The sequence below is a fragment of the Citrobacter sp. wls706 genome (genome assembly GCF_005281305.1).
GTDB lineage: Bacteria > Pseudomonadota > Gammaproteobacteria > Enterobacterales > Enterobacteriaceae > Citrobacter > Citrobacter werkmanii.
In genome coordinates, this window is sequence record NZ_SZXG01000031.1 from 493,699 (window position 1) to 511,371 (window position 17,673).

Consider the following 17,673-nt stretch of genomic DNA (forward strand, 5'->3'; position numbering starts at 1 on the left):
TTCTTTTTTGTCGTTAAGATGATTGCATCAGAAACGTTCGAACAGGGAGGAAGATCGTGATGATGAGAAATACTACGGAAATAGATGCAATCTTGATCGAGTTAAACAAGTCCATTGATGCCCACTATAAATGGCTGGTGAATATGTTCCGTTGCGCAGTAACCTCGAATGCTACGCAACCGGATATCATGGGTGACAACGCGCATTTCGTTTGTCAATTTGGACAGTGGCTTAATAATCAATCGCTGCGCAATGAAGATGATTGTAGCTATGTGAATAAGATAAATAATGTTCACGAAAAAATGCACTTATCAGGGAAGGATTTGCTATCGGCAATACTGGAGACACGTAGTTATCCATGGCATTTCACCAAATTTGAGGATGCGTTACTGGCATTTACGTCTGCTGTGATGGACTATAAAATATATTTGCTGAGTATCCGCAGTAATATCGACATATTAACAGGCTTACCAGGCAGAAGAATGCTCGATGAGTCTTTTGACCAACAGTTAATCGATGCCGGGCCGCTTAATCTTTATATATTGCTACTGGATATCGACCGTTTTAAACACGTTAATGATACGTATGGTCATCTTGTGGGGGACGTGGTATTACGCGCTCTGGCTGCAAATTTTCTGGCATGGACGCGATATGATGAAGTTGCGTACCGCTACGGTGGCGAAGAATTTATTATCATCATCCGAACCAAAACTGACGAGCAGGCCCGCCAGGCAGGGTTGCGATTGTGTCAGCTTGTAGGCCAGCAAAAAATCCCCTACGCAGATGGAGAGATCGCCATCACCGTAACGGCCGGTATCACCAGAGCTCAGCGGGATGAAAAATTAGATACCGCTCTTGGACGGGCAGACAGAGCGATGTACCAGGGAAAACAGAGCGGCAGGAATCGCTGTATGTTTATGGATGAACGCGAGCAGATCACGCTGGTTAACGCCAGTGATGGGCCTTCGTTCCACCTTAGCGCGTGAGATTTACCTAAGCCGTTTTGTGTTAGTTGCGTTTCGTTTAGCTTTCATTGGGGTTGCCGATGCTAGGTTAGCAGACTATCCGTTATCTTCGCAGGGAATTGCCAGATAGCGTATAAAGCAAAACACAAATCTATCCATGCAAGCATTTACCGCTGGTTTATCCGGCGGTTTTTTTTATCTGTGGCCAGGGAAAAGGTGCCGGAAAGGCGATGCAGGTAAAAAAATGGCCCCTTGTGCAGTGACGCGACAAGGGGCCGGTTCGGTTCAGGACTATCGCCGTTCATCAATCATCCCATCTGTGGCTAAAATACGCGGCCAGGAAACCGGAAAATAAAATAATTCCCAGAACAGCCATAAAAATATTCATATTACCCAGCATAGTAAATGCTCCTTTATCTGTGAGTTTCCTCTCTTACCTTAAGTTCACCTCGCTTATGACTATAGTAGCAATTGCAACTTAAACAAAGGCTGAACTGTGTGATTATTTCGTCTGAAATGTAAAAAATTGACGCGATTTCGTCGGGGGAAATAAATAATAGTGACAAGGCGCGCTTATCCTTGCGCAAATTAACCACGATTTTATGCTGAGTTCCACAGTCATTGCTATGCGAACCCGACGCAAATTGTTGCACGTTTATAATGCAACGCTGTCTCATGGTGGTTCAATTTTCCTGGCGATCCCCCTTCTTGATGAAATGTTTTCATCCAGTTACTGAGTTATACGATTCTAATGCCTTGATTCTATATGATGTTTTAATATCTGGCATCGTTTTTGCCTTATCACTTCTGAATCCCCTTAATTTGCACTGTTTTGTCTGCCCGGCTGCACCGGAGCATTCAGCGAATCTAATTTCAGGAGTGAAACTATGCAGCGTCGTACATTTTTAAAAGCTTTTGCGTTATCGGCCTCCGTTATGGCAATGGGCATGAGTTTTAGCGTCCAGGCGGCTGACACTATTAAAGTGGGCATCATGCATTCGTTATCCGGAACGATGGCGATTTCCGAAACGCCGTTGAAAGATGTGGCGTTGATGACTATTGACGAAATCAATGCGCAGGGCGGCGTGTTGGGCAAAAAGCTGGAGCCGGTTGTGGTTGATCCGGCCTCGAACTGGCCCTTATTTGCTGAAAAAGCCCGACAGTTGCTGAGTCAGGACAAAGTGGCGGCGGTGTTCGGGTGCTGGACATCGGTTTCGCGTAAATCGGTGTTACCGGTATTCGAGGAGTTAAATGGTTTGCTGTTTTATCCGGTGCAGTATGAAGGCGAGGAAATGTCGCCTAACGTCTTCTATACCGGCGCGGCGCCTAATCAGCAGGCGATTCCGGCGGTTGAGTATCTGATGAGTGAGGATGGCGGTGGTGCGAAACGCTTCTTCCTGCTGGGGACTGATTATGTTTATCCGCGCACGACTAACAAAATTCTCCGTGCCTTTTTGCATTCGAAAGGCGTTGCCGATAAAGACATCGAAGAGGTGTACACCCCGTTCGGACACAGTGATTATCAGACCGTTGTCGCCAGTATCAAAAAATTCGCCGCAGGGGGAAGAACGGCGGTGGTCTCAACCATCAACGGTGATTCTAACGTTCCATTCTATAAAGAGTTAGCGAACCAGGGTCTGAAAGCCACCGATGTTCCGGTAGTGGCCTTCTCCGTAGGTGAGGAAGAATTACGCGGTATTGATACGAAACCGTTGGTAGGCAACCTTGCCGCCTGGAACTACTTTGAGTCTGTCGATAATGCGGCTAACAAGAAGTTTGTCGCGGATTACCGGGCGTATGCCAAAGCGCACAAATTACCGAATGCGGATTCGGTTGTGACAAACGACCCAATGGAAGCCACCTGGGTTGGTCTACATATGTGGGCACAGGCAGTAGAAAAAGCCGGAACTACCGATGTGGATAAAGTCCGTGCTGCAATGGCAGGGCAATCATTCGCCGCGCCATCTGGCTTTACCCTCACGATGGATGCCACCAACCATCACCTGCATAAACCCGTCATGATTGGCGAGATTGAAGGCAACGGTCAGTTTAACGTGGTGTGGCAAACCGATGAGCCGGTCCGTGCCCAGCCGTGGAGCCCGTATATCGCCGGCAATGATAAAAAATCTGAACAACCCGTGAAAACCGCCAGCAACTGATCTTATGCCCTCCTGCGGGAGGGCAACGCTTGGGAGAATGCTCATGAAAGCCATGCGCTTTATTCGTGGTGTGATGTTGCTGACGTGGTTTTTGCCGTGGATAGCGCAGGCATCAGATGCCGATACTTTTACCGCTGCCAACCGGACGCAGCAGGCTGTCTTACTTGAACAGTGGGCGACAAATCCTGACCTTAAGCGTTTACCCGTGCTTAAGGCGCTGCGAGATGAAAATCTGCTGACCGATAGCGCGAAAAATGCGTTTGTCATGGATGGGGCGCAAGCACAACCGTTGGGGAGGGCAACAGGTCCTGACGGTGAGCTAAAAAAAGTCCGGCTGACTAACCGGCTGCGCAATCTGGTTGCCGGAACGTTGGCCGTTCATCAACTTTTAAGTGACAGTGTCACTGAAAGGAGCGCCGCAGCCAGGATATTACAGCGTGAGGCTCAGCCTGGCATGCTGTCATTTTTGCAGCAACGACTGGCGCAGGAACCGGATGCTAATGTGAAATCCGCCCTGGTTATTGCTCTGGCTAACCTGCGACTGACCAGTACCTCGCCCGAGGTCAGGCGGCAGGCAATTGAACAGTTGGGGGCGTCAAATGACCCTGAAACCCAGGCGAAATTACAACCCTTCACCCGTGCAGAACATGAGCCTGATGCCCGCGTTCGCGCTGCCGCCAACGAAAGTCTAAATTCTATCGCGCATCGCATGAAGATTGGCGATCTTCTTGGTCAAGCCTTTATGGGGTTGTCTCTGGGCTCTATTTTGCTGTTGGCGGCGTTAGGGCTGGCGATTACTTACGGGCTGCTGGGTGTCATCAATATGGCGCATGGCGAGATGTTGATGCTCGGCGCTTACTGTACCTGGATGGTGCAACAGCTGATGGGGCAGTTTCTTCCGCAATGGTTAGCCTGGTACCCGGTCATTGCGCTTCCGGTCGCCTTTTTACTTACCGCGGCAGTAGGAATGCTGCTGGAGCGCGGTGTGATCCGCCATTTATATGGCCGTCCGCTTGAAACACTACTGGCTACATGGGGGATCAGCCTGATGCTGATCCAGTTGGTGCGAATGACCTTTGGTGCACAAAATCTCGAGGTCGCCAATCCGACATGGCTTTCCGGGGGGATTCAGGTCTATGCCAATCTGATTTTGCCGTGGAACCGAATTGTGGTGCTTGGCTTTGCCATGCTGGTGCTGTTCTTCACCTGGTTATTGCTGAATAAGACCCGTCTTGGGCTGCGCGTGCGCGCGGTGACGCAAAACCGCAATATGGCGGCCTGCTGCGGCGTGCCCACCGGGCGAGTCGATATGCTGGCCTTTGGGCTGGGTTCAGGGATTGCCGGGCTGGGTGGCGTGGCGCTGTCGCAGTTGGGTAACGTGGGGCCAGAACTGGGGCAAAGTTACATTATTGATTCGTTTCTGGTGGTGGTGCTTGGCGGCGTTGGACAACTCGCCGGGAGTGTGGTGGCGGCGTTTGGTCTCGGGATCTTCAATAAAATTCTTGAGCCTCAGGTGGGGGCTGTGCTCGGCAAAATTATGATCCTGGTGCTGATCATTCTGTTTATCCAGAAACGACCTCAGGGACTTTTCGCATTGAAAGGGAGGGTTATTGACTAATGACTATGCCAATGACATTAACGCTGGCACGAAAAGCGCCGCGCGTGACGCGCATCCTGGGGCTGTTTTTGCTGCTGGTGCTCATTATTCTGCCATTTCTGGCGCTGCTCCCGGTAGATCATCCGCTGGCAATCTCCGTCTGGACACTAACGCTGGCTGGGAAAATCCTGTGCTATGCCATTGTGGCGGTCGCACTGGATCTGGTGTGGGGCTATGCCGGAATGCTCTCACTGGGTCATGGCATTTTCTTTGCGCTGGGGGGATATGCGATGGGGATGTACCTGATGCGTCAGGCCTCCGGCGAAGGACTACCGGCTTTTATGTCGTTTCTGTCGTGGACCGAACTGCCCTGGTTCTGGTGGGGAACGCAACATTTTATCTGGGCCATGCTGCTGGTTGTGCTGGTGCCCGGCCTGCTGGCGCTGGTGTTTGGCTGGTTTGCCTTTCGCTCAAAAATCAAGGGCGTCTATTTCTCCATCATGACTCAGGCCCTGACTTTCGCTGGCATGTTGCTGTTTTTCCGTAACGAAACCGGGTTTGGTGGAAATAACGGTTTCACCGGATTTACCACTATTCTGGGATTCCCCGTGACCGCGACCTCAACCCGTATCGCGCTATTTCTGGCGACGGTGATGCTTTTAGTGCTGGCGTTATGGCTGGGACTGGCGCTGGCGCGCAGTAAGTTTGGTCGTATCCTGACCGCCGTGCGCGATGCCGAAAATCGGCTGATGTTCTGTGGCTATGATCCGAAAGGCTTCAAGTTGCTGGTATGGACGCTTTCCGCTGTGCTGTGCGGGCTGGCAGGTGCGCTGTATGTTCCGCAGGTGGGCATTATTAACCCCAGTGAAATGTCGCCGACCAACTCGATTGAAGCGGCGATTTGGGTCGCCCTCGGTGGTCGCGGAACCCTGATTGGCCCGGTTTTTGGCGCTGTGTTGGTGAACGGCGCTAAAAGTCTGTTTACGGTAATCATGCCTGAATACTGGCAACTGTTTCTTGGCCTGATTTTTATTGGCGTTACGCTGTTTTTACCCCGTGGCGTGATTGGTCTGTTTCGCAAAGGAGACAAATAATGCAGCCAGATGAAGGTCTTTTTACCCGCCAGTTGCCAGGGGACAGATTTCGCAATCAAACCGACCCGGTATTGCAGCTGGAAAAAATCAACGTGAACTTCGATGGGTTTCAGGCGCTAACGGATCTCACACTTGATATTGGCGTAGGGGAACTGCGCTGCATTATTGGTCCTAATGGTGCCGGAAAAACGACGTTGATGGATGTCATTACCGGCAAAACCAGACCGCAAAGCGGCCGCGCGATTTACGATCAGTCGATTGATTTAATGGAGTTTGATTCTATCGCCATTGCGCGTCAGGGGATTGGACGAAAATTTCAGAAGCCCACGGTATTTGAAGCATTAACAGTGGTGGAGAATCTGGAGCTGGCACTGAAAAACGATAAATCCGTTTGGGGGTCTTTACGGGCGCGCCTTTCGGGTGAACAGCGGGACCGCATCGATGAAATGCTGGTGTTGTTGCGCTTGGGAAACGATCGAGAACGCCGTGCCGGGCTGCTTTCGCACGGGCAAAAGCAGTTTCTTGAGATCGGCATGTTGCTGGTCCAGGAGCCGCATTTGCTGCTGCTGGATGAGCCGGCAGCGGGGATGACGGATGCGGAGACGGAATACACCGCGGAACTGTTTCGCCAGCTTGCCGGGAAGCACTCGCTGATGGTGGTTGAGCATGATATGGGGTTTGTCGAGACAATTGCTGACCACGTTACGGTATTGCATCAAGGGCGAGTGCTGGCTGAAGGCAGCCTGCGCGATGTGCAGGCCAATGAGCAGGTTATTGAAGTTTATCTTGGACGGTAAGGAGGGCTGATGCTGCAGGTAAATGAACTGAATCAATACTATGGCGGCAGCCATATTCTGCGCGGCGTGAGCTTTGAGGCGCGTATCGGCGAGGTGACGTGTTTGCTGGGGCGTAACGGCGTGGGAAAAACAACGCTCTTAAAATGCCTGATGGGACTTATTCCTGCCCGCAGTGGAAGCGTGCTCTGGCAGGAGAAAAATGTCACGTACTGGAAACCACATCAACGGGTCAGAGCCGGTGTAGCGTACGTGCCGCAGGGACGCGATATTTTTCCGCGTCTGACAGTGGAAGAGAACTTGCTGCTGGGCCTTTCCCGCTTTTCAGCACAGGACGCCCGGCGCGTGCCGGATGATATTTACGCGCTATTTCCAGTGCTACAGGAGATGAAGTATCGACGGGGCGGAGATTTGTCCGGTGGACAGCAGCAGCAACTGGCTATTGGACGGGCGCTGGCCAGTCGCCCGCAGTTGTTGATCCTTGATGAGCCGACCGAGGGGATCCAGCCGTCAGTAATTAAAGAGATTGGTCAGGTTATTTCTCACCTGGCGCATCGGGGTGATATGGCCATTTTGCTGGTGGAACAGTTCTATGATTTTGCGCAGCAGCTGGCTGACAAATATCTGCTTATGTCGCGCGGAAGTATTATTCAAAGCGGTTCCGGCGAGAATATGGAATCCGAGGGAGTACGAGGGCTGGTGGCCATTTGAGATACGCGACAGAACCACTATGGATCTGTCGCGATAACAATCAGCAGACCGCCGTCTGATCCCAGGGTTTGGCGCGCATACCCTTTATCATTAACGCCCAGGCAAGGACAATCGCCACTATCAACGCCACAAACAGCGACCATGGCGGTAATGTGGTCAAAATGACGCCGCTGACCAATGGGTTTACCGCGGCGCCAAGCCAGCCCAGCGACTGGGCGGAAAAATAGCTGGCTTTCATGCCGGCCGGGGCGATGTTATCGATCAGCATGTATTCACCCGGGGCGTAAATAACTTCGCCGATCGTGAAAAGGGCCGCAGAAATACCCCAGAACCATAAGCTATTGCCGGAAAACATGAAGCCAACCAGACCGAGCACAAAGAAGATTGTGCCTACTGTCATCAGCGGTCGAATGTTAGCGGCAGTGATCCTGCGTCCAAGGGCATATTGCAGCGATACCACAATTGCGGCATTGACGGGCAGAACGACCGCTACCACTTTTTCGGCAAAATCACCGTTGGCCACCACCATCACGTATTGTGAAATACAGGAGGCAAATGCGCCTCCAACAAATGACGCCAGAAATGCCGACAACGTAAACCAACATAGTGCTCTGTCGCGCAGGAGCACCGAGGGTGACCAAACCGCGGCGTTTGAACCTTCTGATACTACCGTTGAACGTTTTACCCACGTCTGGATAAACACCAGTGGTAAAGCCGAGCAGGCGGCCGCCAGCCAGAACGGTAAGTTAATACTTTGCATCACCAGCAGGGTGCCCAGCGGGGGGCCAACGGTCCAGCCGATGTTCAGCACGGTATAGTTAAGCGAGAAAATTTTCGTTTTGTTGGTGGCAGAGAGATTATCGGCAAACCAGGCCTTCAGCACCGTTGCGAAGACGGAGTAGGCGCAGTTGATCAGGGCGAAGAGCAGCACCACCACCACGACGTTATGCACCAGTGGGATCGCAATAAAACCAGAGGCAAAGCCGCAGATAGCCAGCAGCATGTAGCGTTTTTTATCGAACTTGTCGGCCAGAATACCAAAGCCGAGGCTGAAAACGACGCCAATAGTCAGGGCGACCGTCATCGCATAACCGATCAGATCGACGCTCAGGTTATACTGCCGACTGAGGTAAATCGTCATGAATGGCAGCGTAGCGCCGCGCCCAATGGTTAATAACAAGGATGATGCAAGTAACGCGAGAGTGGACCGTCTCAGAGAGATATTCATTTTCCTGCCCGACAATGCATGTTGTTATGTTTTTTTTAGATATCAGAAACAAATAGCATGGTAAAAGTGTGATGTACACTCAATAAGTTGTCGGAAAATGCCCTCAATAGCCTACCTGAATTAATGATCTGTTCCGGTACAATGATTTCCGTTACCTTAACTTGTTTACAAAAATTTAATATTTGCAAGGGCGGTGGTATGTCACGTAAAGACGGGTTGTTAGCGTTGCTGGTCGTTGTCGTTTGGGGCCTGAACTTTGTCGTCATTAAAGTTGGCCTGCACAATATGCCGCCATTGATGCTGGCAGGATTGCGATTTTTACTGGTGGCATTTCCGGCGATATTCTTTATTGCCCGCCCGAAAATCCCGCTTTCGCTGTTACTCGGTTATGGCCTGACCATCAGTTTTGGGCAGTTCGCGTTTCTCTTTAGCGCCATCAAATTCGGTATGCCTGCCGGGTTAGCTTCGCTGGTATTACAAGCTCAGGCGTTTTTCACCATCATTCTGGGGGCATTCGCTTTTGGCGAGCGTTTGCAGGGGAAACAGCTGGTAGGGATTGCGCTGGCCGTCTTTGGCGTACTGGTATTGATTGAAGCTAGTCTGAACGGGCAGCATGTCGGCATGCTCGGTTTTATGCTGACGCTGGCGGCGGCGCTAAGCTGGGCCTGCGGCAATATCTTTAACAAAAAAATAATGCAGCACACGTCGCGTCCGGCTGTGATGTCCCTGGTCGTGTGGAGCGCTTTAATTCCCATTATCCCGTTCTTTTTGGCATCCGCACTGCTAGATGGTCCGACACAAATTGTGCAGAGCCTGGTGGCGATAGATATGATCACCATTTTGTCACTGGTTTATCTGGCGTTTGTGGCGACCATTGTGGGTTACGGAATCTGGGGTTCATTACTTGGGCGTTATGAAACCTGGCGGGTAGCGCCGCTGTCGCTGTTAGTGCCCGTTGTCGGTCTGGCAAGTGCAGCTGTGTTGCTGGATGAAACGCTGACGGGTTTGCAACTGCTGGGTGCGCTGCTGATTATGGCTGGGCTGTATATTAATGTGTTTGGCTTTCGTTTGCGCAAGATAGCGCAGGTGAGAGGGTAATAAAAAGCCCCGCGGTGGCGGGGCAAAAACGAATTACAGGTTGCGCGTATTGTAATAAGGCACCCCCAATTCGTCGGACTTATCGCTGCCGGCACCCATATGATTAAAATCGAACGGGGACTGATCGTGCGCAGGGGGCATAATCATTGCGTCACGACTGTTCTGGGTGGCGGGTTGCGCAGTCTGTTCCGCCATGCTCTGGCCCGAAACAACCAACAGCAGGGCCAGCATCGCATAAGACAGAATTTTCATCATTTCCTCGGTTACGTCGTTAACTGGCGATTAGCAATTACACTGATTGAGCGGAAGCAAATAGCGTGATTCGCCGTGCATATTGGTCATACGGTATTTATGCGGCGGAACATCAAAATAGTTTTTGAACGTTCTGGTCAGCGTTTGCTGAGATTCAAAGCCGTAACGCTCCGCCAGATATAGAATCGGCTCGTTACTTTCTTTTAATTTTTGCGCTATTTCAGTCATTTTACGGCTGCGGATGTATTGACCCAGTGAATGACCGGTTTCTTTTTTAAACATCCGTTGCAGGTGCCATTTGGAGTAACCTGAACGCTCAGACACTTTTTCCAGCGAGAGCGGTGATTCAAGGTTATTTTCGATCCAGTCCAAAATGCTATGAATAGTGATTGTGTCAGTATTGCGTCTGGACATCGTCATACCTCTTTTCTGTTTACGGCAGGATTCTCTTAAGCAAATGCTCAAGCGTGGCTACTTCATCCGCCGTTAAGTTTTTTGTTAGTTCCTGGTGCAGGTCTTGCCCGACTAATTGGTGACACTGCTCGCAAATTGCTGCGCCATGCTCGGTGAGTTTCACCAGCACGCCACGCTTATCATGTGGATTCGGAAGCCTTTCTATCCAGCCTTTACAGGCCAGCCTGTCCAGCATCCGCGTCAGGGCGCCAAGATCGACAGACAGCACTTTTTTCAATTCGACAGGGGTAATACACACCGCACAACGGATGGAGCAGAGCACTTTGAACTGTGATGCTGTGATATCCAGCGGTGACAGATAGTCGTTTAGCAAACGATCTTTTTTCTGATTAACCATATAGATCAAACGACCCAGTGGGATGATTTCGTTAAACAGATCACTGGTGCTTTTCACAATGGTTGCCCTGGCAAGTAGTTAGTCACGGCTGATATTATTGCTTAGGCAAATATAAGTCAAATGAATGGGTCGGCAAATGCCACGTTTTGCTAAATCAGCAGGCTCATCAACTGACGTATATAATTTTAACGGTCTGATAATTATGGGTTATAGGCGCGGGCGAAAAATGAATCCTTACACCGTGAAAATGGCTTATCACTCGGCTTTCACCTTATACTTGCCGTTGACGATTAACGCACAGGAAAGATGACATTATGATGGACTTGTTTAAAGCAATAGGGCTGGGGCTGGTAGTCCTGTTACCGTTGGCAAACCCGTTAACCACCGTGGCGTTGTTTCTTGGCCTTGCCGGTAATATGAACAGCGCAGAGCGTAACCGTCAGTCCCTGATGGCGTCTGTGTATGTGTTTGCCATCATGATGGTGGCGTACTATGCCGGGCAGCTGGTGATGAATACCTTCGGGATTTCGATCCCCGGATTACGTATTGCAGGTGGGTTAATCGTTGCGTTTATCGGTTTTCGGATGTTGTTTCCACAGCAGAAGGCGCATGAGTCTCCAGAGGCGAAAAGCAAATCAGAGGAGCTGGAAGACGAACCGACTGCCAATATTGCATTTGTACCGCTGGCAATGCCAAGCACCGCCGGTCCGGGTACGATAGCCATGATTATCAGCTCGGCATCAACCGTACGTCATGGTTCCGAATTTCCTGATTGGGTAATTATGGTTGCGCCGCCGATAATTTTTGCGGTTGTCGGCGTTATCCTGTGGGGTTGTTTACGCAGTTCCGGTGGGATTATGCGTTTGGTAGGCAAAGGCGGTATAGAAGCTATTTCGCGCCTGATGGGCTTCCTGCTGGTGTGTATGGGCGTGCAGTTTATTATTAACGGTGTGCTGGAAATTATTAAAAGTTACGCTTAAAAAAACGGGCCCGGTATTGTCTTATACCAGGCCCGTTTTTTATGAATGCTGTGGCTGCTCTTCGAGCGATATCGGCCATTTGCGAAAGATTATCACCGACCATACCAACGCAACAACGGCAGGTACTGCGCCTGTATAACCAATCGTTGACATCGACCAGTGTAAACTCACCTGATTACCCACCAGCGCGCCAGCGCCAATGCCGATATTAAAGATACCGGAGAACAGTGCCATTGCGACATCGGTGGCATCCGGGGCCAGCGCCAGCACTTTTACCTGCATGCCAAGACCGATCAACATAATAGCAATGCCCCAGAAAATACTGAGGATAGCGAGGTGCATTTCGCTGTCAGCGGCTGGCAATAGGAGCACCAGGCATACCGTCAGCAGGGCAATGGCGCTACTGATGAGTATGGAAGCATGTAGATTACCCAGTTTGCCAAATATCACACTACCAATAATACCCGCGCCGCCCAGAATCAGTAGCAGCACGGTAGCAAAGTTGGCGCTCAGTCCGGCGACGGTCTGTACAAACGGTTCAATGTAGCTATAAGCCGTGTAGTGGGCGGTGACCACAATCACCGTCAGCACATACAGGCTCATCAACGCCGGACGGTGGAATAACACCGGCAAACTTTTAAGTGAACCGGAGTGTTCGCTGGGCAATTTAGGCAGTAACTTAATCAGGCAAAGCAGGGTGACTAACGCCCCCATGCCGATAGCAAAGAATGTGGTGCGCCAGCCAAAATACTGACCGACGATACGCCCGATAGGCAGACCCAGCACCATTGCCAGTGCGGTGCCGGTAGCAATCAGGCTAAGCGCCTGCGCACGTTTTCCTGCCGGGGCCAGGCGAATTGCCAGCGATGCGGTAATGGACCAGAAAATAGCGTGTGCAAAGGCGATACCAATACGGCTAATCACCAGCACGGTGAAATTCCATGCCAGGAAAGAGAGCACATGGCTGGCAATAAACACCACAAACAGACAGATCAGGAGCTTGCGTCGTTCCATCTGGCTGGTAAGCAGCATGAAGGGAAGCGACATTAAGGCAACAACCCAGGCGTAGATTGTCAGCATGATCCCGACCTGCGCGGTCTGCATATTAAAACTTTGCGCGATGTCGGACAGCAAACCGACAGGGACAAACTCTGTGGTATTGAAAATAAAACCGGCAATGGCAAGCGTAACTACACGTAGCCACGCCACCTTGCGGGAAACAGTGTCTGTTGTCATATCGATAAATCGGGTTAACTGCGAAAAGGAGAGGCATCGATCTTAAAACGTTTTCTGGCGAAAATACAATCATTTTGTGATTGAGATCACGTTGTTTGGCTGGGGAAGACGGTTGCCTATGAGAGGAGTGCGTAACCCCGGCCAGTACGATGACTGACCGGGAAAACCGCAAGCGCGCGGGATTAGTGCTGTTGTGCTTCTTTCATACACAGTGCTTCATGTTCACTGTCGATAATTGGTTCAACTTTACCCATCAAAAACAGATAGTTCAGAATCCCTACCACGACTAATGCGGCTGAAAAAACCAGCGCCCAGGTAAATGAACCCGTGGCGGCAACGATCGCCCCTGTAATTATCGGCCCTACAGCGCCGCCCATGTTGGAAACGGTATTCTGCAATCCAGCCACGATCGAGACGCTGTTTTTAGGCGCAACGTCTCCTGGGAGCGCCCATACCTGTGATGCGGCGACCGTGGTACCAGATTTTGCGACGCACAGTAAAAAGACGGTCATATACACCGAGTCGGTAAAGGGGGCAAAACCAATGCATAACGCCATCAACAAACCAATGGTCAGAAAGAGTTTACGCGTAGCCGTCAGTGACAAAATTCGCTTATGCACCATACGGTCAGATGCCCAGCCGGCGATGACCTCGATCACCATTCCGCAGAGTAACGGCAATGCGGCAACCATTCCCATTTTAATGAAATCCATACCTTTGTCTTTTACCAGATAAGTAGGCAACCAGGTAATAAAGAAATAGGAAGTATAGTTGATGGTAAAGAAACCAATACACATCGCCCAGATATTGCGATAACGCAGCAATTTATACCAGCGCATAGGCAGCACAGATTTATCACCGTGCTTTTGTTTTTGACCTTCACGAATATGCTTAACTTCGCTGGTGCTGATTTTTTTGTGGTCTTCTGGATTTTCCGTATAAATAAAATACCAGGCAATAACCCAGATAATCCCGACGCTACCAATGATGAGAAACGTCATTCGCCAGTCAAACTGGTAAATCATCCAGACGATCAGCGGCATTGCCACCGCGCCGCCGAATTTAGAGGCGCTGTCAAAGAGTCCGGAAACGGTCGCTCTCTCACTGTCAGGGAACCAGCGAGCCGCGATGCCTGCGTTGCTTGGGTATGCCGCGGCTTCACCGACACCGAGGGCAAGCCGCAAGGCGAGGAGTGATTTAAATCCGGTGGCTAATCCCATCATAGACGTGGCGATTGACCACCATGCAACGGCAAAACCCAATCCTTTTTTCTGCCCGAAGCGGTCGGCAAACCAGCCTGCGGGTATTTGTAAGAGCGAGTATGACCAGAAGAAAGCTGCCATTATAAAACCCATCATTTCAGGGTCGAGTTTTAGTTCGTCGATGAGATGCGGGGCAGCCGCAGATAATACCGTTCGGTCAATATAATTAATTGCAATAGCAAGCCACATTAATCCCGCAATCCACCAGCGGATTCGGGATTTCTCTGCAAAATTATTCATATATCAGGCCCATGGTAGATGTTCATTTTTATTATTGTGGGAAGGCTACAGTATTCTCCACAATGTTATAATTCATTCATGATATTTTTCGGTTTATGCTGATGTATGACAGACTCAATAATATTATGAACACATTGCTCGCCAATATTGCTGATGGCGCCCTCGGTGTATCCTGCAATGTGTGCGGTGGGAATGAAGTTATCGAGGGAAAACAAGGGATGCGAATCGCATGGCTCATGTAAAAAGACATCGGCGGCAGCTCCTTTAATCACCCCTTCGGTCAACGCCTGCAGCAGATCCTCCTCATTCACTACGCCGCCCCGCGACACGTTGATGAGATAACTGCTGGGCTTCATTTTATTAATACGCGCGAAATCAAAGAGATCTTTGGTTTCAGGGGTAAGAGGCGTATGCAGGGTTATGAAATCGCTTTGTTCCGTTAATTCGTCGAGCGAGACGTACTCAACCCGATTCTCTTTGGCAAACTGCGCGTCCTGCCAGGCGTCATACGCCAATACGCGCATATTGAATCCCCGGGCGCGTAGCGCAACCTGTTTACCTATGTTACCTAATCCAATAATACCTATGGTTTTGCCATACACATCGGAGGCGAAGATGCGTGGCCAGTGACCGGCCCGGGTTTGTTCAATAGCCTGTGGGAGCTGGCGCGCGCAGTTGAGGATCAAGGAAAAGGCAAAATCGGCAACGGCATGTTTATTGGCATCAGGCACATTGGTGACATAAATGCCTTTTTCGCGCGTCGCATTGAGATCGATATTATCAACGCCTACGCCGTGTTTGCAGACGATCTTCAGATTTGGGGCCGCAGCCAGCAATTTCGCATTGACATCGGTAAAGGCGACAATCATCGCCACCGTTTCTTTGAGATGGGGTTCAAGCGCTTCCAACCCTGCATCCGCTGGCAACATTATTAATTCCAGGCCGACTTCTTTTAGCTGCGCGATCGGTTGTTGATCGTATTTGGCAAATGAAGGTGATGTACAGATGACGTTCATAACACAATCCTGTTGGTTAAGCGGCGTTACCGCCGCCGTATAAGGGTTTATCGCAGATAGTTATTGATAATTTGCTGGATCTGGATTTCCTGCTGCTCATCAAACGTGACAGCGTAACGGCTGGCGCCGACATCATGTCCCATGATTTGTAATGCTTTTTTAACTGCGGCAGGCGAGAAGGCCACCTTGTAAAGATCGGTGCGCAGACCCGTAACGCTCTCCTGAGCCTGGTGCGATCCGGCGACATCGCCCGCGTTAAACCGTGACCAGATAGCGTTGATTTCATCAGGCGCGACGTTTGCCAGCCCGGAGATACAAGCGGAACAGCCGTCGACAAAACCCTGGTGAATCAGCGAGTCGGGGCCATTCAGTACATCGAATCCGTCGATATCTTTGACGGCATCCAGGAATCCGCTCAGGCTCTCATAGCTGCCCGCGCTGTCTTTGATTCCAATGATGTTGGGGTGCGCCGCGAGCGTTCTTGCCGTTGCGGGCTCAATGGTATTGCCCGTACGCGCCGGAATGTTGTAAAGAAAAACGGGAACTGTTAACGCGTCGGCGATCGCTGTATAGTGGGCAATCAACTCATGTTGTTTCAGCGGGACAAAATACGGAGTAATGACCGATACGGCATCGACACCCAGTTTTTCTACCTGCTTACCCAGACGGATAGTATCGCGGGTTGATATTTCGCCAATATGCGCCACAACATGCGCGTGACCGGCAACTTCTTCCACGCAGGTCCGGGTAACGGCGATTTTTTCCTCCTCGTTAAGCACAAAAAACTCGCCGTTGGTGCCGCCGCAGAAAATACCGTTTCCGGCACGAAGCTGGCGGTTGACCTGGTTTTTAAGCTCACTGAGATTCAGACCGCCTTCGTGGTCAAATGGGGTCACTATGGCGGTCAGTACGCCACGAATTTTGCTGCTCATTGTTCACTCCTTTGTGATCAGATCGGGAAACAGAGTTTGGTAAATGGCCTGAACATCATCATGGCTCACCTGGCAGGGAGCGTTATTCATCAGGCGTTTCACGTTTAGCGCGGCATCGGCCAGCGCGGGAATGTCTGCGTACGGGACGCCGAGCGTTGCCAGGTTATCGGGAAGGTTGAGACGTTTCACGAGGGCAGAAAACCAGGCCACCAGCGCATGTGATTTTTCTTCAGCATTCAGGGTAAGATCGGCATCCGGTACCAGATCCCAGACCTGGGCGAACTTGTCGACGGCATAAGGGCGAACCACCCGCATGCAGGGCGCCAACAAAATCGCATTGGCAACGCCGTGAGGTAGATGATACCGCCCCCCCAGCGGGTATGAGAGTGCGTGGACCAGGTGAGTCCCGGCATGATTAATCGCCACGCCGCCATAATACGACGCCCATAGCATTTCCAGTTTCGCCAGCAAATTGTTCGGTTCATTGACCGACGTTTCGATATTCTTCAGTAATTTCTGTAAACCGATGAGCGCAGCGTTGTCACTGACCGGATTGGCAATAGTCGCTGTAAAGCACTCAATCAGATGGCATAGCGCGTCAATGCCGGTTGATGAGGCAATGTGCGCAGGCATACTGGTAGTGAGTTCCGGTAGCAGGGCGACATAATCCGGCAACAGCACCGGGGAGATGATGCCTGTCTTGGTGTTTTGTTCCGGGATTGCCAGTATTGCGTTTGGGGTGGCTTCTGAACCTGTCCCGGCGGTGGCAGGGATAAGTACGCAGGCCACACGTTGTTGCGGTTTCTCGCCAGCCAGCATGGCCTCCAGCGAGGGAGAGTCTGGATGACACAGGACAGAGAGCAGCTTGGCCACGTCCAGTACGCTACCGCCCCCAATACCGATCACCATCTCCACATTGAGGTCAGCGACCCGTTTGATGAGTGCGCTGACGTCATGATGTCCCGGTTCGGCCGGTACGTTGTCAATCAGCGTCACCTGGCGGCCATCATTAGCCAGCAGGGTGCGGATCTGCGCCACCGCATCCAGTCGGACAATATTGCCATCAGTCACCAGTAGCAGCTGGCGTTTCCCACTCAGTAATGGCTCCAGCGCGGGGATGGCATGTGAGCCGCTGATTACGGTGCTATTAATTGTTGCCACAACATTCTCCTGTTTGAGTGATTGAATTCGCTCACTGTGATTCAGGAACGATTTCATCATGGGCTAAATTTATAATTTATCGCGGAACCGAATAACTTGAGCTTGCTCACATTTAATCAAATGTGATTGAATATAAT

Annotated in this window: 18 protein-coding genes; 8 read left to right on the top strand and 10 right to left on the bottom strand. The window is 50.9% G+C overall.

Annotation, left to right across the window (positions count from 1 at the left end; genetic code table 11):
• Positions 1-59: 59 nt before the first annotated feature.
• Positions 60-986: a diguanylate cyclase gene (locus FDW92_RS13030; RefSeq protein ID WP_042308465.1), complete on the top strand. Its 927-nt coding sequence runs from the start codon at positions 60-62 to the stop codon at positions 984-986.
• Between the two features lie 283 nt (positions 987-1,269).
• Here the strand turns inward: FDW92_RS13030 and mgtS are convergent, their stop codons facing one another.
• Positions 1,270-1,365 (bottom strand): protein MgtS, encoded by a 96-nt coding sequence (mgtS, locus tag FDW92_RS13040; RefSeq protein ID WP_003032406.1) that lies wholly within the window; start codon positions 1,363-1,365, stop codon positions 1,270-1,272.
• Positions 1,366-1,852: 487 nt separating this feature from the next.
• Between mgtS and urtA the strand changes: the two genes are divergently transcribed.
• Genes urtA through urtE form a run of 5 tightly spaced genes read left to right on the top strand, consistent with a single transcriptional unit; the run spans position 1,853 to position 7,320 of the window.
• Positions 1,853-3,124 (top strand): urea ABC transporter substrate-binding protein, encoded by a 1,272-nt coding sequence (urtA, locus tag FDW92_RS13045; protein ID WP_042308463.1) that lies wholly within the window; start codon positions 1,853-1,855, stop codon positions 3,122-3,124.
• A 43-nt stretch (positions 3,125-3,167) separates the two neighbouring features.
• On the top strand, positions 3,168-4,742 hold the full coding sequence (gene urtB, locus FDW92_RS13050) for an urea ABC transporter permease subunit UrtB (RefSeq protein ID WP_042308460.1): 1,575 nt from the start codon (positions 3,168-3,170) through the stop codon (positions 4,740-4,742).
• Positions 4,742-5,815, top strand: coding sequence for an urea ABC transporter permease subunit UrtC (urtC, locus tag FDW92_RS13055; RefSeq protein WP_042308458.1), 1,074 nt, complete (start codon positions 4,742-4,744; stop codon positions 5,813-5,815). The genes urtB and urtC overlap by 1 nt, the downstream gene beginning before the upstream one ends.
• Positions 5,815-6,612 (top strand): urea ABC transporter ATP-binding protein UrtD, encoded by a 798-nt coding sequence (urtD, locus tag FDW92_RS13060; RefSeq protein ID WP_137400635.1) that lies wholly within the window; start codon positions 5,815-5,817, stop codon positions 6,610-6,612. Before urtC ends, urtD begins: the two co-directional genes overlap by 1 nt.
• A 9-nt stretch (positions 6,613-6,621) precedes the next feature.
• Positions 6,622-7,320 carry an urea ABC transporter ATP-binding subunit UrtE gene (urtE, locus tag FDW92_RS13065; RefSeq protein ID WP_042308454.1) on the top strand — a complete coding sequence of 233 codons (699 nt, stop codon included), beginning with the start codon at positions 6,622-6,624 and terminating at the stop codon, positions 7,318-7,320.
• A 40-nt stretch (positions 7,321-7,360) separates the two neighbouring features.
• Here the strand turns inward: urtE and ydeE are convergent, their stop codons facing one another.
• Positions 7,361-8,548 (bottom strand): efflux MFS transporter YdeE, encoded by a 1,188-nt coding sequence (gene ydeE, locus FDW92_RS13070; protein WP_042308451.1) that lies wholly within the window; start codon positions 8,546-8,548, stop codon positions 7,361-7,363.
• Between the two features lie 198 nt (positions 8,549-8,746).
• Between ydeE and eamA the strand changes: the two genes are divergently transcribed.
• Complete coding sequence (gene eamA, locus FDW92_RS13075) at positions 8,747-9,646, top strand: O-acetylserine/cysteine exporter (protein ID WP_042308449.1); 900 nt, start codon at positions 8,747-8,749, stop codon at positions 9,644-9,646.
• A gap of 33 nt (positions 9,647-9,679) precedes the next feature.
• Here the strand turns inward: eamA and marB are convergent, their stop codons facing one another.
• From marB to marR, 3 genes are read right to left on the bottom strand one after another with little or no spacing between them, the layout of a single operon-like run.
• Positions 9,680-9,898 carry a multiple antibiotic resistance protein MarB gene (gene marB / locus FDW92_RS13080; RefSeq protein ID WP_042308447.1) on the bottom strand — a complete coding sequence of 73 codons (219 nt, stop codon included), beginning with the start codon at positions 9,896-9,898 and terminating at the stop codon, positions 9,680-9,682.
• A 30-nt stretch (positions 9,899-9,928) separates the two neighbouring features.
• Positions 9,929-10,312: an MDR efflux pump AcrAB transcriptional activator MarA gene (marA, locus tag FDW92_RS13085; RefSeq protein ID WP_003032424.1), complete on the bottom strand. Its 384-nt coding sequence runs from the start codon at positions 10,310-10,312 to the stop codon at positions 9,929-9,931.
• 19 nt (positions 10,313-10,331) lie between these two features.
• A complete protein-coding gene (gene marR, locus FDW92_RS13090) occupies positions 10,332-10,766 on the bottom strand; it encodes a multiple antibiotic resistance transcriptional regulator MarR (protein ID WP_042308445.1) in 435 nt (144 codons plus the stop codon).
• A gap of 257 nt (positions 10,767-11,023) precedes the next feature.
• Here marR and FDW92_RS13095 point away from each other — a divergent pair, with 257 nt between their 5' ends.
• A complete protein-coding gene (locus FDW92_RS13095; RefSeq protein WP_042308444.1) occupies positions 11,024-11,689 on the top strand; it encodes a MarC family NAAT transporter in 666 nt (221 codons plus the stop codon).
• Positions 11,690-11,728: 39 nt separating this feature from the next.
• On the opposite strand, the gene FDW92_RS13100 is transcribed toward FDW92_RS13095, so the two are convergent.
• The 5 genes from FDW92_RS13100 to FDW92_RS13120 all read right to left on the bottom strand — a co-directional run bounded on the left by FDW92_RS13100 (position 11,729) and on the right by FDW92_RS13120 (position 17,536).
• Positions 11,729-12,925: a sugar transporter gene (locus FDW92_RS13100; RefSeq protein ID WP_042308442.1), complete on the bottom strand. Its 1,197-nt coding sequence runs from the start codon at positions 12,923-12,925 to the stop codon at positions 11,729-11,731.
• A gap of 182 nt (positions 12,926-13,107) precedes the next feature.
• Positions 13,108-14,427 carry an MFS transporter gene (locus FDW92_RS13105; protein WP_042308440.1) on the bottom strand — a complete coding sequence of 440 codons (1,320 nt, stop codon included), beginning with the start codon at positions 14,425-14,427 and terminating at the stop codon, positions 13,108-13,110.
• A gap of 65 nt (positions 14,428-14,492) precedes the next feature.
• Positions 14,493-15,443, bottom strand: a complete 951-nt coding sequence (locus FDW92_RS13110; protein ID WP_042308438.1) for a phosphoglycerate dehydrogenase — start codon at positions 15,441-15,443, stop codon at positions 14,493-14,495.
• 47 nt (positions 15,444-15,490) lie between these two features.
• Complete coding sequence (locus tag FDW92_RS13115; RefSeq protein ID WP_042308437.1) at positions 15,491-16,375, bottom strand: dihydrodipicolinate synthase family protein; 885 nt, start codon at positions 16,373-16,375, stop codon at positions 15,491-15,493.
• A 3-nt stretch (positions 16,376-16,378) separates the two neighbouring features.
• Positions 16,379-17,536: an iron-containing alcohol dehydrogenase gene (locus tag FDW92_RS13120; protein ID WP_042308435.1), complete on the bottom strand. Its 1,158-nt coding sequence runs from the start codon at positions 17,534-17,536 to the stop codon at positions 16,379-16,381.
• Positions 17,537-17,673 lie beyond the last annotated feature (137 nt).

What these genes read in the sequence shown, in the direction of transcription:
- FDW92_RS13030 (WP_042308465.1), top strand. Translation starts at nt 60, where the DNA reads ATGATGAGAAATACTACGGAAATAGATGCAATCTTGATCGAGTTAAAC.
- mgtS (WP_003032406.1), bottom strand. Translation starts at nt 1,365, where the DNA reads ATGCTGGGTAATATGAATATTTTTATGGCTGTTCTGGGAATTATTTTA.
- urtA (WP_042308463.1), top strand. Translation starts at nt 1,853, where the DNA reads ATGCAGCGTCGTACATTTTTAAAAGCTTTTGCGTTATCGGCCTCCGTT.
- urtB (WP_042308460.1), top strand. Translation starts at nt 3,168, where the DNA reads ATGAAAGCCATGCGCTTTATTCGTGGTGTGATGTTGCTGACGTGGTTT.
- urtC (WP_042308458.1), top strand. Translation starts at nt 4,742, where the DNA reads ATGACTATGCCAATGACATTAACGCTGGCACGAAAAGCGCCGCGCGTG.
- urtD (WP_137400635.1), top strand. Translation starts at nt 5,815, where the DNA reads ATGCAGCCAGATGAAGGTCTTTTTACCCGCCAGTTGCCAGGGGACAGA.
- urtE (WP_042308454.1), top strand. Translation starts at nt 6,622, where the DNA reads ATGCTGCAGGTAAATGAACTGAATCAATACTATGGCGGCAGCCATATT.
- ydeE (WP_042308451.1), bottom strand. Translation starts at nt 8,548, where the DNA reads ATGAATATCTCTCTGAGACGGTCCACTCTCGCGTTACTTGCATCATCC.
- eamA (WP_042308449.1), top strand. Translation starts at nt 8,747, where the DNA reads ATGTCACGTAAAGACGGGTTGTTAGCGTTGCTGGTCGTTGTCGTTTGG.
- marB (WP_042308447.1), bottom strand. Translation starts at nt 9,898, where the DNA reads ATGAAAATTCTGTCTTATGCGATGCTGGCCCTGCTGTTGGTTGTTTCG.
- marA (WP_003032424.1), bottom strand. Translation starts at nt 10,312, where the DNA reads ATGTCCAGACGCAATACTGACACAATCACTATTCATAGCATTTTGGAC.
- FDW92_RS13095 (WP_042308444.1), top strand. Translation starts at nt 11,024, where the DNA reads ATGATGGACTTGTTTAAAGCAATAGGGCTGGGGCTGGTAGTCCTGTTA.
- FDW92_RS13100 (WP_042308442.1), bottom strand. Translation starts at nt 12,925, where the DNA reads ATGACAACAGACACTGTTTCCCGCAAGGTGGCGTGGCTACGTGTAGTT.
- FDW92_RS13105 (WP_042308440.1), bottom strand. Translation starts at nt 14,427, where the DNA reads ATGAATAATTTTGCAGAGAAATCCCGAATCCGCTGGTGGATTGCGGGA.
- FDW92_RS13110 (WP_042308438.1), bottom strand. Translation starts at nt 15,443, where the DNA reads ATGAACGTCATCTGTACATCACCTTCATTTGCCAAATACGATCAACAA.
- FDW92_RS13115 (WP_042308437.1), bottom strand. Translation starts at nt 16,375, where the DNA reads ATGAGCAGCAAAATTCGTGGCGTACTGACCGCCATAGTGACCCCATTT.